Origin of the sequence: Aeoliella mucimassa (genome assembly GCF_007748035.1) — a bacterium.
Taxonomy (GTDB): Bacteria; Planctomycetota; Planctomycetia; order Pirellulales; family Lacipirellulaceae; genus Aeoliella; species Aeoliella mucimassa.
This window is the reverse complement of record NZ_CP036278.1, coordinates 5,407,873-5,421,422: the sequence shown is the minus strand read 5'-3', so window position 1 is coordinate 5,421,422 and position 13,550 is coordinate 5,407,873. Positions and strand designations below refer to the sequence as shown.

12 protein-coding genes are annotated in these 13,550 nt (G+C 58.3%); 3 read left to right on the top strand and 9 right to left on the bottom strand.

From position 1 onward, the window contains the following. Positions 1 to 198 precede the first annotated feature (198 nt). The 5 genes from Pan181_RS21270 to Pan181_RS21250 form a co-directional block, all read right to left on the bottom strand. On the bottom strand, positions 199 to 1,083 hold the full coding sequence (locus tag Pan181_RS21270; RefSeq protein ID WP_145249855.1) for an LOG family protein: 885 nt from the start codon (positions 1,081 to 1,083) through the stop codon (positions 199 to 201). Between the two features lie 99 nt (positions 1,084 to 1,182). Beyond that, on the bottom strand, positions 1,183 to 2,571 hold the full coding sequence (locus Pan181_RS21265; protein ID WP_145249853.1) for an MBL fold metallo-hydrolase RNA specificity domain-containing protein: 1,389 nt from the start codon (positions 2,569 to 2,571) through the stop codon (positions 1,183 to 1,185). Between the two features lie 39 nt (positions 2,572 to 2,610). Beyond that, positions 2,611 to 2,937: a prepilin peptidase gene (locus Pan181_RS26810; protein ID WP_145249851.1), complete on the bottom strand. Its 327-nt coding sequence runs from the start codon at positions 2,935 to 2,937 to the stop codon at positions 2,611 to 2,613. Between the two features lie 46 nt (positions 2,938 to 2,983). Continuing rightward, positions 2,984 to 4,846 (bottom strand): UbiD family decarboxylase, encoded by a 1,863-nt coding sequence (locus Pan181_RS21255; RefSeq protein WP_145249849.1) that lies wholly within the window; start codon positions 4,844 to 4,846, stop codon positions 2,984 to 2,986. A 97-nt stretch (positions 4,847 to 4,943) separates the two neighbouring features. Then, positions 4,944 to 5,558 carry a methyltransferase domain-containing protein gene (locus Pan181_RS21250; protein ID WP_145249847.1) on the bottom strand — a complete coding sequence of 205 codons (615 nt, stop codon included), beginning with the start codon at positions 5,556 to 5,558 and terminating at the stop codon, positions 4,944 to 4,946. A gap of 142 nt (positions 5,559 to 5,700) precedes the next feature. Here Pan181_RS21250 and Pan181_RS21245 point away from each other — a divergent pair, with 142 nt between their 5' ends. The 3 genes from Pan181_RS21245 to Pan181_RS21235 all read left to right on the top strand — a co-directional run bounded on the left by Pan181_RS21245 (position 5,701) and on the right by Pan181_RS21235 (position 9,017). Further along, positions 5,701 to 6,861, top strand: a complete 1,161-nt coding sequence (locus tag Pan181_RS21245) for a Gfo/Idh/MocA family protein (RefSeq protein WP_145249845.1) — start codon at positions 5,701 to 5,703, stop codon at positions 6,859 to 6,861. Between the two features lie 186 nt (positions 6,862 to 7,047). Continuing rightward, positions 7,048 to 8,190, top strand: a complete 1,143-nt coding sequence (locus Pan181_RS21240; RefSeq protein ID WP_145249843.1) for a Gfo/Idh/MocA family protein — start codon at positions 7,048 to 7,050, stop codon at positions 8,188 to 8,190. Between the two features lie 152 nt (positions 8,191 to 8,342). After that, positions 8,343 to 9,017 carry a Uma2 family endonuclease gene (locus Pan181_RS21235; protein WP_197528570.1) on the top strand — a complete coding sequence of 225 codons (675 nt, stop codon included), beginning with the start codon at positions 8,343 to 8,345 and terminating at the stop codon, positions 9,015 to 9,017. A gap of 82 nt (positions 9,018 to 9,099) precedes the next feature. Here Pan181_RS21235 and Pan181_RS21230 read toward each other — a convergent pair whose 3' ends face one another. From Pan181_RS21230 to Pan181_RS21215, 4 genes are all read right to left on the bottom strand, one after another. Next, positions 9,100 to 10,800, bottom strand: a complete 1,701-nt coding sequence (locus Pan181_RS21230) for a flotillin family protein (RefSeq protein WP_145249838.1) — start codon at positions 10,798 to 10,800, stop codon at positions 9,100 to 9,102. Between the two features lie 46 nt (positions 10,801 to 10,846). After that, positions 10,847 to 11,788: an IS5 family transposase gene (locus Pan181_RS21225; RefSeq protein ID WP_145244898.1), complete on the bottom strand. Its 942-nt coding sequence runs from the start codon at positions 11,786 to 11,788 to the stop codon at positions 10,847 to 10,849. Positions 11,789 to 11,904: 116 nt separating this feature from the next. Continuing rightward, positions 11,905 to 12,480: a hypothetical protein gene (locus tag Pan181_RS21220; protein ID WP_197528569.1), complete on the bottom strand. Its 576-nt coding sequence runs from the start codon at positions 12,478 to 12,480 to the stop codon at positions 11,905 to 11,907. 219 nt (positions 12,481 to 12,699) lie between these two features. Further along, complete coding sequence (locus Pan181_RS21215; protein ID WP_145249835.1) at positions 12,700 to 13,485, bottom strand: ATP-grasp domain-containing protein; 786 nt, start codon at positions 13,483 to 13,485, stop codon at positions 12,700 to 12,702. Positions 13,486 to 13,550: the final 65 nt, after the last annotated feature.

The window sequence follows — 13,550 nt, the reverse complement described above, 5'->3', positions numbered from 1 at the left end:
TTTGCGCCGGCGAGTTCCGCGAGCCAAATCGCTACCCTGGAGTGCAGCCTCGATAAGCAGAAAGGAAACCAGAACCGCCACGCTTAAGCCAATGGCAAACCCCCAGGCCCTCCCCGGTCCTGATAGCCCGACCCTCCCGCAAGCAGGAGGGTAAACACACGAGTGCTACGAGATTCCCCTTGTGCTACCCTGGAGTGCTTACAAGTGAAAATCGCTGATGATTATCCAGGCTTCCTCGGGCGTTTCGGCGAATTGCACGAGGTCGAGATGCTCGTCGGCAATCACCCCTTCGTCGGCCAGTTGCTGGAAATTGATGATCGACTCCCAGTACTTACGGCCATAAAGAATGATCGGAATCGCTTGCATGCGACCCGTTTGCCGCAGGCAAAGCGTATTGAAGAGTTCGTCGAGTGTGCCATAACCACCGGGGAACACCACGAGCGCGGCCGCGCGAAGGATAAAGTGGAATTTACGCATCGCGAAATAGTGGAACTGGAAACAGAGTTCCGGTGTGATGTACGGATTGGGTTCCTGCTCGTGCGGTAGTTCGATGTTCAGGCCGACGTTCTTTGCACCGACATCGTAGGCACCCCGGTTGGCGGCTTCCATGATGCCGGGCCCGCCGCCGGTGGTAACGACAAACTCGCACTTGCCATCGGATTGGCAGGTGCTCGAAACCAGTTTGGCAAACTCGCGGGCGTGGTCGTAATAGTAGCTCTTGGCCAGTTGGGCCTCGCTCCGCACGAGTGCCCGCTGCAATCGCTTGTCGTCCGGCGCGGCGGCCAGTTCCTTCTTGGCGATCTCTACCCTTTGTTCGGCCTGATCGCGGGGTACGATCTGCGTGCCGCCGAACACGACGATCATCGTCTCGATGTGGTGTTCGCGGAGCAGTTGCTCGGTTTTTTGCAGCTCCAGCTGCATCCGCACCGGGCGCTGCTCATCGCGCTTGATGAAGTCGACATCGTACTCGGCCAGCTTGTAGCTGGGAGAATTCAAGATCGCTTTGCGATTGCGCTCCACGGCCTCCGAAAGGCCAGGGTGTCGGGCGTCTAAAGTGAATTCGTCGGGTGTTGGTTTGGGCATATTTCTTCTGAATCCATGCTAGTGGATGAGCAAGAGGGTGTTCCTGGAAGCAGCTCCGCCCTATTTGGCCGTCACCGAATAGGGCGGTGTCGTCGCTCGCTAATCTAGCGTATGCGATTCGCCCATTTCGGGCACTATGGGTTTCCAGCCCCGCTCGGCTGCTAGCGTGTCGGCAAATGCCTCGGCGCTGTCGGGCTCGCCGTGCGTGAGGAACACCTGGCGAGGGTCTTGCTTTAAACCGCTGAGCCAGCGTAGCAGCCCGCTACGATCGGCGTGGCCGCTGAGCCCGGGAACTTTCTCGATGGCGGCGTTTACCGGAACGTCCATACCGTGCATGCGGATTGTAGGGGCCCCTTGCTCGAGCGCCCGACCACGGGTGCCGACCGCCATGTAGCCACCGAGTACCACGGTGTTTCGCTTGTCGGGGAGCCGCCGCTTGAGGTGATGTAGGATCCGCCCGGCGGTCATCATGCCGCTCGACGAGATGATCACCGCGGGTCCATCCACGTTGTTGAGCCCCTTCGATTCATCGACGCTGCGGCACAAGTGCACAGCCGGCCCGCCGAGCACGGGGCGTTCGCCGTTCAAGTCGCCTTCGGCCAGGTCGTGGTCGTCGGAGTGCTCGCGATAGATGTCGGTCGCGTTGCACGACATGGGGCTGTCGAGATAGATCGGCAAGTCGGGGATCTTGCCTTCGCTCTTGAGCACCTGCATCAAGTAAATCAACTGCTGAGCGCGTCCCACTGCGAACGAAGCCATGAGAATCACGCCGCCTCGCTTGACCGCGCGATTGAACACGTCGGCCAGTCCTTCCGAAAGGTCTTTATCGGGATGGTCGCGATTACCATAGGTGCTCTCACAAACCAGAACATCGCATTCCGGTGGGGGGGTCGGATCGAAGTAGAGCGGACCGTCGTAGCGACCAACATCGCCCGAAAAGAGGATTCGCAGCGGCTTCTCGCGGTTGCGAACTTCGACCTCAATCATGTTCGAACCAAGCAAGTGCCCCGCGTCGTGAAAACGAGCCCATATCGGACCCGCGACCTGGTGCCAATTCTCGCGTTCGACTTCACGCAATAGCTTGACGGTTGTGAGCACGTCCTTGCCTTCGTACAGCGGCAAGGCGGGTTTGTGTTTCGAGAAGCCCTTTTTGTTGGCGTAATCCGCGTCGTGCTCTTGAATCTTGGCCGAGTCGAGCATGATGATCTCTGCCAGCTTGGCCGTGGCCGGCGTGCAGAAAATGCGGTTGTGATAGCCCTGTCGAACAATCCGTGGCAAGTAGCCACAGTGGTCGAGGTGGGCGTGCGTCAGTAGTACCGCGTCGAGGTTCTTGATGTCGAACGGCGTCGGCTGCCAGTTCAGCTCGCGAAGCTTCTTGAGGCCTTGAAACATACCGCAGTCGATGAGCACCCGTGCGCCATCGGCTTCGAGCAGATATTTGGAACCAGTAACCGTGCGGGCGGCACCGTGAAACGTAAGTTGAGTCATCGAAGAGCACTCGAAAGTGAGAGAATAGAAATCGGAGAATTACAAGATTCCACTCGCTAACGCGGCCAGCACAAACACAGCGGCGGTCACCGCTTCGACGAATGGATACTTGGGAGAGATAGGAGCTTTGCAGTCGTAGCACTTGCCACGGAGCATCAGCCAACCGAGTACGGGCAAATTATGCCAGGGACGGATCGCGTGCTGACACTTCGGGCAATGAGAACCTGGCCAGACCACGCTCTCCTTGCGAGGGAGCCGGTACATCACCACGTTCAAGAAGCTACCAACACACCCCCCCAGGAAGGCGATGAAGACAATCACGAGCCACCACTGGGCGTCGTTCAGGTTGATCGAGTCGGCAAGCATGAGATCTAGTGTAGACAGCAGAGTCGAGCCAGGCGAGCGTCCCAGCCTAGTAAAGCCCTGCCAAAGGGCCCCCTTTTGCTGCTAGCGAATCGACTTTTCGGGTGATGTCGGGGTCCTCGGCCAGCGCCGGGACGTGATGGGGCTTGGTGCGGGCGTCCATGACCAGCGGCCCCTGGCATCCCCAATGTTTGTGCTGGATGAATGCACCGATGCCATCCACGTCGGACGCGGGATTGGTACGCGTAAACGTGACCCACAGGAAGTTACTGAGCGATTTGGCCACAAACTGCGAATCGTCGACCAGCAGTACCAGTCGGAAGCGGTGGATCGATTCGTAGGGGGAGTAGCTCTCGCAGAACCTGCGCAGATCCTGCGTGCTATCGAACTCCGCAGGGGGCTGGTGGAAGCTCGGCGCCGGGCAGGGGGGAGCCTTCACCGCCAGCACGCCAGGCATCACGATCTCAGGCTGGCTGAAGCCATCGGGCAATCGCAGATCGCTGGGGAGTTCGGTAGCCAGATCGAATTGTCTCTCGCCGACCGCAGCGACCACCAGCTTCGATCCCGAGTTCAAATTGCTGCCGGAGTAGTCGAGGGTATCGATGGTGGTCTCGGTGGTGAAATGCAGGTCGCGGTTCCAATCGGCCCGCGACAGCATGTGGGCGAAGAATCGCTCGATGTCGTGCAGGTCGAGTTGGGGATCGTCCTGCGAAGCAGCAATCCACAGGAACTTGGCCAGCGACAACTGCCCCTGACCAAGGATGGCACTCGCCTGGGTGAGCAGTTCTTGCGGGCGGTCGACCTTGCGATAGGGCGTGTAACGTTCGCTGCCGATGGCTAGCAACAAGGGGTGCACGCCGGCAGCGTCGACCGCATGCACCTGCTTCACGCCAGGCAGCACCGCAGGAATCAATCGCGACGTGAGTTCGTGGATCAATTGCCCGAACATCGTGTCTTCCTGCGGCGGCCGACCGACCACGGTGAAGGGCCAGATGGCACCATCGCGATGATACACCTGCTCCACTTTGAGCACGGGGAACGGATGGGCCAGCGAGTAGTAGCCCAGGTGGTCGCCGAAGGGCCCTTCGGGTTTCAGCTCGCCTGGGATCACGGTGCCGCAGATGGCAAAGTCGGTATCGGCATGCACCGGCAACCCATCCGACCGACGCACCATCCGCACGCGACTGCCCCCCAGCACGCCAGCAAAGCCGAGTTCGCTCATTCCTTCCGGCAACGGCATCACCGCCGCCAGGCTCATCGCAGGGGGGCCGCCGACAAAGATGTTCACGCGGAACGGCTCGCCGCGTTCGACGGCCATTTGCTGATGCACGCCGATCGAGCGGTGGATTTGGTAGTGCAGACCAATCTCATCGTTCGGCACATATTCGTTGCCGCCGAGTTGGATGCGATACATCCCCAGGTTCGAGCGTTTGAGTCCCGGCTCGCGAACGTCTTCCGTATAAACCTGAGGCAACGTGACGAAAGGCCCTCCGTCGCGGGGCCAGCTTACCATCTGTGGCAACTGGCTCACGGTGGTTTTGTTCGCCATCACGGGGCCATTGGAAACCAGCCGTGGGAGCATTCGCAGGGCTGCCAGCGGAACGCTTGCGTACTTCAGCGGATGGCGCAACGCAGCCATGGGGTCGATCTTGAGGTCAACCAGTTGTTCGAACACGGCCAGCTCGTGACGAAACAGATACCGCGACCGTTCGATGGTGCCGAACAAATTGCTCACCATCGGGAACTTGCAGCCGACGACATTGGTAAACAGAATGGCCGGCCCGCCGGCTTCGAACACTCGCCGATGAATCGCGGCCGCCTCAAGATGCGGATCTATCGGTACGTCGATGCGCACCAAGTGCTTGTTGCGCTCAAGATCGTCGACACATTTTTTTAGCGAGGCGTAAGCCATGAGGATGCCAAGTGGTGTAAAGTCGTGCGGTAGTTCTTATGGATGATAGTACGATCCACCAATCGATGACCACCGACCAACATTGCGGCGGTGATTGCTACACCCGCCGGCGGAGCTTCATGCCATCGCGGCCGTGGAAACTCAGCAGCAAGGCTCCGGTCGATCCGCACTCGGCGAACAGCTCTTCGCTCAGGGCTTCTTCACCTGGCCAGGGATAGCAATACACCAGATCGAAGTCGTCGATCTCCAGGTCGATTTCCTCGTAGGCGCTCGGAGCGTCGGTTCGCACCCAGTTGAAGTCGCCCGACATGTCGAACAGGTCGACCTCGTCGTTCGGCACGAAGCTCCCCGCGGCGAAATCGGCGTCGATCCCATGATCGTCGGCCAGTTCGCGGGAGAGATCGACCAGCTCGGGTTCGATTTCGATGCCGACCGCGTCGAATCCCAAGGAAGCAGCCAGACAGGTCACGACGCCGACGCCGGAGCCCCACTCCACAAACCGACGGCCGGCCGCCATGTTCGAAGTCGCAATCGCGACCAACGCCTGGTAGGCCAGCACAAAGTCGCTCGGCACAAACGCAGCGACCGGCTTGTCGCGATGTTCAAACTGGAACGACTCAATTCGGTCGTCCGCGTCGTTCAGCAAGCGCACCATCTGTTGCGGCAGGGCAATTGCCGAGGGTTCAAATTCTAAAGTCTTCAATCGGGCCATGGACGAGGCTCTTGCTCGGGGACGCGGTGTGGTTGCGACCCGCAACCGGGAAACATTATGTTAGTTACTTTCTAGCTACTATTTTGAAACTCGCCTAGTCGCTGGCCAGTGCCGGCAGATGAACGCTCGGAGCACAGCAAATATGCCTGATGGGACGAATGTCGGACTGATTGGTTACAAGTTCATGGGCAAGGCCCATTCTCACGCGTTTCGCACGGTCGATAAGTTTTTCGACCCGACTTCGAAACCGGTAATGAAAGCCATTTGCGGTCGCGACGAGCAGGCAGTGAGCGAGTTTGCCGAGCGGTGGGGCTGGGAAAGCTACGAAACTTCCTGGCAAACCTTGGTTTCTCGCGACGACATCGACCTGGTCGATATCGGCACGCCAGGCAGCACGCATGCCGAAATGGCCATCGCCGCGGCTCAGGCTGGCAAGCATGTATTTTGCGAAAAACCGATGGCCATGAACCTGGCTGAGTGTCGGGCGATGCTCGAGGCGGCCCGCGCCGCTGGTGTGAAGCACATGGTGAACCACAATTACCGCCGGGTGCCGGCCGTGTCGCTCGCGAAGCGGATGATCGAAGCCGACGAAATCGGCGAGATTCGCCACGCCCGGTTTACCTATCTGCAGGACTGGCTGACCAATCCTGAGTTCCCCATGAACTGGCGATTGCGCAAGGAATCGGCCGGCAGCGGCGCCCATGGAGATCTTGGTTCGCACATGATCGACCTCGCCCACTTCCTGGTCGGCGACTTGGATAGCGTGGTCGGGCAAAAGAAGACCTACATCACCGAACGCCCCGCCGAAGGCACCAGCAGCGGCTTAACCGCCACCGCCGGCGAAGGGACCGAGCAGGTCACAGTCGACGATCACAGCATGTGGCTTACCAAGTTCGCCAACGGAGCCTTGGGGTCGTTCGAAGCAACCCGACTGGCAGCGGGGCGGCGAAACTTCAATCGCTTCGAAATCAACGGCAGCAAAGGTTCGCTGGTCTGGTGTTTTGAAGACATGAACTGGCTCGAGTTCTACAGCACCGAGAGCCCCGCGCACGAGCAGGGATTCCGTCGTATTCTCGCGACCGAAGAGTGCCATCCCTACGCGGGCAATTGGTGGCCTCCAGGACACCTGCTGGGGTACGACCACACGTTCGTGCACGCCGTGTACGACTTGCTGGAAGACATCGCCCACGACCGCCCCTGCTGGCCCGATTTCCGCGACGGCGCGCAAGTGGTCGCAGTGCTCGAGGCGGTGAATCGCTCGATCGACTCCGGCAGCTGGGCCGACGTGGAACGCGTGGAGTAGCAGGCGACCTTTTACCGCTCGGCTCGCCCAAGAAATACCGTCGTGTCAACTTAGGCAGCGGTTATCCTCCAAACAGCCGCTCACTGGGCTCGACCAGTCGAGTGTGGTAAACAATACGGTACTTCAAAGCACTTGATGCTCCTGGCGGTTCTAAATAAATTGCACTTCTAACCCCCTGGTCCTCTCATGATCAAAGCAGCCGTTATTGGTACTGGATTTATCGGTCCCACGCATGTCGAGTCGATTCGTCGGCTTGGGTTTGTCGAAGTCGTGGCCCTTTGCGAGCGGAGCCAGGATCTGGCCGAGGCCAAGGCCGCGGAACTCTCGATTCCCAAGGCCTACGGCGATTTTCGTGAGATGCTGGCCGACCCCGATATCCAGGTCGTGCACAACTGCACGCCTAACCATCTGCACTTCGAGATGAACAAGGCCATTATCGAAGCAGGCAAGCACGTAGTCAGCGAAAAACCGCTGGCCATGGATACCGAGCAGTCACGCGAGCTGGTGCGTTTGGCCGAAGAGTCGGGCGTGGTGAATGCGATTAACTTCAATTACCGCTTCATGCCGCTGGTGCGCCAGGCCCAGCAAATGGTTGCCAAAGGCGACATCGGCAAGGTTCACTCCGTGCACGGTAGCTACCTGCAAGACTGGCTGCTGAAAGAGACCGACTGGAACTGGCGATTGGTGCCAGAGATGTCGGGCTCGTCGCGAGCGGTTGCCGACATCGGTAGCCACTGGTGCGACATTGTTCAATTCGTGGCCGGCGTGAAGATCAAGAGCGTGATGGCCGATTTCCACACGATCTATCCCGAGCGTAAGAAGCCAAGCGTCGAAGTCGAAAGCTTCGCTGGCAAGCAGCTGAAGCCTGAGGATTACGAATCGGTACCGATCAACACCGAAGACTACGCCAGTTCGCTGCTCGAGTTCGAAAACGGTGCACACGGCGTCATGACCGTTAGCCAATGTTCGGCCGGTAAGAAGAATGGTCTGACCTTCGAACTCGACGGCACCGAAGCTTCGCTGGCTTGGGATCAGGAACGCCCGAACGAAATGTGGATTGGTCGCCGCGATGGACCCAACGAAACGTTGATCCGCGACGCCAGCCTGATGTACCCCGAAGCCCAGGATTACGTGCATTACCCGGGTGGTCACAACGAAGGTTGGCCGGGCGGTTCGAAGAACCTGTTCCGCAACGTCTACGGACACATCGCCGGCAAACGTCCCGGCGGCGACTATGCGACCTTTGTCGATGGGCACAACGCCCTGGCCATTTGCGAAGCGATGGTCAAGAGCAGCAAAGAACGCAAGTGGGTCGACGTCGAATATTAGGCCGTTGGATCAAGGCCCAATAGTTCAGATATAGGTAAAGTAAAACACGCCCCCGGTGGATCGCTTCCACCGAGGGCGTGTTTTTTTGCCTCCCTCCAACCAGACCGCCGTGCGATCGGTGCCGCAATTGACAGATGTGGTACAATAGAAGCATGTCGACTGTCAGTTACACACCTTCCGCCGATCTCTCATTTCACGTTCCCGTGACGGGGATGTCGCTTGCGCAATTTCGAAATTGGGCCGAGTCGGAAGCCTATCCCAAGCAAGGAAAGGTGGTGTACTACCGGGGGGAATTGTTTTTTGACATGAGTCCAGAACGCATCGATTCGCACTCCGCGCTTAAACAGACATTAAACTTGGTCATCGGGGGATTGGTGCAGCAGCGTGACCTGGGACGCTATTATCCCGACGGTGCAGGCATTCAGAACGAAGCAGCGGCTGTGGCCAATGAGCCCGACGCCTTTTTCGCCAAGTGGGCTACTATCAAGTCGGGCAAGCTCGCCGCTCCTCCCGAGAAGCAAGGCAAGCACACCGCACTGGTGGGGGCGCCTGACTGGGTTTGCGAAATCGTTAGCGACTCGTCGGAAGAGAAGGATCTGGAAATCCTACGCAGGGCTTATCACGCAGCGGGCATTCCTGAGTACTGGATACTCGACGCTCGCAATGAAGAAATTCGCTTCCTGTTGCTCACCTGGACCGAGAACGAGTACGCAATGGTCGAGTCAGTCGACAACTGGTACCGCTCGTCGGTGTTCGATATCGACTTCCAACTCACCCGGCAGATCGATCAAGTCGGCTGGTGGCAGTACGAACTCAAGTATCGCTGATATTCACTCTCTAATAACCTAAACGCCCTCGGTGGATCGCTTCCACCGAGGGCGTGTTGCGTTACAAGGTGACAGTTGTAAACTACAGGCGAGACGTTGACTGCTGGTCGTCGTCCTCGTCCTCTTCCAGCACCGCGGTCGAACTCGTGGTCTCCGCTTTTGGAGCTTTGCCATTGGTCGAAACTTTCATGACGGGCTCGTCGAACGTATCGCTCGATTCTCCCGCAAGTTTGGCCAGTGAATCGGGGATCTCGACACCCCCGATGTCCTTCATCACTTGTAGCATTGGTGGTAACGTGCCAGCCATGCTGTGCAGGAAGTCGGCCGTGCTGCTGCGGCCATCTTTGCCGCCACCGTTTTCCCAGACCACAACCTTGTCGAACTTGATGTTCGAAATTGCCTTGGCGCTGGCCTCGGCCAGGTTGTCGAGGTGTTCGAGCATCATCAACTGGAAGGCCTCTTTGGCGCCGCCGCAAGCCGCGACGATCTGCTTCAGGCCTTCGCCCTTCTTGGCCAGGATCTCGTACTGACCTCGGGCTTCGGCTTCGAGCTTCGCGTAGATCGCGGCCGCTTCACCTTCGGCTTCGAGTCGTCGTTTCTCGGCTTCTACCACCTTGCGAGCTTTCTCCGCCTTGGCAGGAGCTTCGAGCTCCGCCCGCTTCTCGGCTTCCACACGTTCGGCCTCGGCCATGGCGGCCTTTGCCATTGCGCGGTTCTGAACTTCAATCACCGCTGCTTCGGCTTGTCGCTTTTTCGATTCGCCGCGTTCGTAGGCTTCGGCCCTTTCTACCAGCAGGGTGGCTTGCGATTGGGCGACCTTGGCCTCGGCGATGTTTTCGCCATCCACTGCGGTGGCATTCGCGTCGGCTACCGCAATACGCTTTTCTTGCTCGGCCTGTTTCACTTGGACTTCGCGCTGGAACTCCGCGGTGCGTTCGCCGACGGTTTGTTCCTTCTCGAGTTCGGCGATGCGAACCGATTGCTCACGCAACGCTTCGCGGGTACCGATCTCGCGGAACTTTTGGGCGTTGGCGACTTCCACGTCCTTTTCGCGTTCGGCGTTAGCCACACGGATTTCACCTTTGCGCTGCTCGTCGGCCACGTCGCCACGTGCTTGTTGAATGGCTTCGCTAGCGGCCTTCTGCCCGATCGCGTCGATGTAGCCCGACTCGTCGGTGATGTCGGTGATATTCACGTTAATGAGCACCAAGCCGATCTTCTTGAGTTCCGGTTCCACCGATCCCTGGATATGCTGCAGGAAGGTATCGCGGTCGCGATTGATATCCTCGATTTTCATCGAAGCAATCACTTGGCGGAGCTGCCCGAAGATGATTTCCTCGGCCTGCTGACGAATCTCTTGGGTCGAAAGTCCCAGCAAACGCACCGCTGCGTTGTTCATCACGGTTTGTTCGGTGCCGACTGCCACGGTAAACACGCTCGGCACATTGACGCGAATGTTCTCGATCGAAAGAGCCCCACGCAGGGGAATCTCGATCTGAATCGGTTCCAGGCTCAAGTACTCGTACGACTGGATCACCGGTAGCACGAATGAACCACCACCATGCACGGTTTTCGCGGTGCGACCTTCGCCGCCGGTCCTGGCACCGTAGACCACCAGCACCTGATTACTGCTACAGCGTTTGTAGAACATCTTGGTCAGGCTGGCGAGAAACACGATCAACGCCATGACCAGGAGGAATCCGGCAAACACCCAGGCAAACGTGGGTACATCGTTTAACGAGAAGGCGGCCAGCGTTGGCACAATACTTAGATGACTTGTCATGGTTCAGTTCTCCCCTTTTGTTCTTACTTACGATTGGCCTTGTTGACTAACTCCACTCGAACTGTGGAAGCCCGAGTTGGGTGAATTGATTGATGATTTTACAGCGCAAGCGGGCTTCCGTTTGTTGGTTTTCGAATACTCGGTTTTTGAGATGGCTCCCAAAGCTTTGTTTCACTCGGTACATGGTCGTTTCCGCCAAGCTTCTACGATGATAGCCCACTTCCTCTTTCCAACTCCTACGCCCCTTGCGTCGAATCTGACGAATTGCCTCGTCCCGGGGCAAAGGCTCCTCCGCAGAGTTGCCATGTTGTTTGATCTTGGCGTTGTGCTGCGGCGGAATCACCGGCTCAATGCCTTCGGATTCCAGCCCTTCATAAACCTTCCACTTGTCGTAACTACCGTCGCCGTGAAACTTTTTTACGGGCTGCTCCACCTGCTCCAGCATTTCGGGAACCGCATCGGCATCGTGGCAACTGTTCTCGGTCAAAATCTCCGCCACAATCTCGCGGGTGTCAGGATTCACCGACAAATGCAGCTTCCGCCATGTCCGCCGCTTCGACTTGCCATGCGTCCGCATCTTCCATTCGCCCTCGCCAAACACTTTCATGCCGGTGCTATCCACCACGATATCGATGTCGCCCCTCTTGTTAGCGATATCGAGCGAAACATTCAGCTTGCTGGCTCGCTTGGCGAGCGAAGAATAATTGGGAATCGCTGCCTCGACGCCCAACATCGCCACCAGCGAGCGGCCGAATCCCTCAGTCTGCCGATAGGGAAGTTTCAGCAGTTCGCGAATCGTCAGCAAGCACTCGATCGCCGTATCGCTGAAGACAAAAGGGCGACCGACTTTTGTCTGGTCGTTAGGATGTTCCCAGTTCTCCAACGCCTCGTCGCTAAACCAAATAGTGATGTTTCCACGCTCGATGAGCGACTTGTTATACTCCTTCCAGTTCGTGACTTTGTAGGTTCGTTTTTCTTTCGTAGCCATGTTCGATCTCCGTAAAAAAGGTACGTGGTTCCATTCCACGTTAGTTTTTACGGAGGTTTGTGACTAATTGTTCAACAAGGCCCTTACGATTCGATGATTTGGTGTGCGACAAACTTCTACGCGACGTCCTTGGTAACTCGCACCGTATCGGTGTTGACGATGTCGAGTACCACGATGCTGGTTCCGGTTGGTAACTGTTCGGAGTCGCTGGTGAGTGCCTGGTACTCCACCGTGCGGCCTTGCATTTCCAGATGCACTTTTCCCAGGCCTTGATCGTTGGCCGGAATGGAAAGGTAAACCGTTCCAGGATGGCCGAGCGAGTTGCGAATGTTTTCGTTGCCCGAGGATTGCAGCACGCGAAACAACTGGCGGAACGCCCAGTACACGGCATACATCGCTCCGATGCCGGTGGCGGATGCGACGACTAGCGAAACCTTGGAATCCAGTCCGGCCGACAAACAGGAAAGCCCCGCCAGGCCGAAGAACGAAGCCGCCGACGCGACAGTGCGCATCGAGATCACTTCGAGTAGCCAAAGTCCGTGGTCGTGTCCCGGTGTGTCGTCCATGTCGACATCCCCACCCACGTCGAGATCGCCGCCGTCGTTTCCTCCACCGAGAAACAGCATGAGTAACTGCAGGATGAGAAAGGCACTTCCCAACGCTGCGCAATAGAAATAGACCGTTTCGAGCATCTTACGAGCCCTTTCGACAGAGAACACCACACAGAAGCGAAACTGTTCTGTTGAAAGATGTTCGTCGAGAGTTCTCGAATCTTGGACGAAATCGCTGTCGCGTCGACCTTCATTCGCGGAACCCCGTATGCTCGTTGGCTGACGCCCGCGTGGCTATGGTCGCGCGGTCGAAGCCAAGCCGGGGTGCGAGAGCACTGTAGTCACTCGTGCGTGGGCTGCTCAGCGCTGTTGTTCGATCCAGCGAAGTACCACATCCGCGACGTCGACATTGGTCGCCTGGGCTATGGCCCGCCAACCAGGTACCGCGTTCACTTCGATGGCATACAGCCGGCCATCGCGCCCGGGCAGTAAGTCGACACCAGCCAAAGGGGCACCGACCGCTACTGCGGCGCGGGTAGCCATGTCGAGTTGTTCGTCGGTCACTTCGTGAGGTTCCGCAATGGCTCCGCGGCTAATATTGGTTCGCCAGTCGAGTGCGTTCCGCCGCCGCATGGCGAGCACCGTGTCGCCGACCAGTAGCACGCGGATGTCGAAACCCTCGTGGGAAATGAACTGCTGCAGGTAGAGAATGCCACCGAGTTGCACGACGAGCTTGAACGCCCGCAGAGCGAGGGCTTCATCGGTGAGTCGTGCGATGCCGCGACCTTCGCCGCCGAACAGGGGCTTTAGTACCACGTCGCCTCCAAGATCGGAGAACGCTTGCATCGCTGCTTCGACGGTCTGGCACGTGGTCGTCGGCGGAGTGAGCAACCCAGCTTGGGACAGTCGGCTTGTGGTCAGGTACTTGTCCACCGCGGCTTCGATGGCCTTGGGAGGATTCACGACCAGCGTTCCCGACGTCTCGAGGCTGGCCAGGGCATCCATGCGAAACACGACCTGCTCCAGCGAACCAGGCGGCATCGTTCGCACCAGCACACAATCGTGGTCGAGCGAGGTGATGGTCTCTGGAGATGAACCGTGAGTCGCGGTGACTATCGAGCCCGCTTCGCTCAGCGTCGCTGCCATGGTGCCGAAGTCGAAGGGCTGGATCGTATGACGACCCCTTGCTGCGCGTTGCAAGTCGCGCAGAT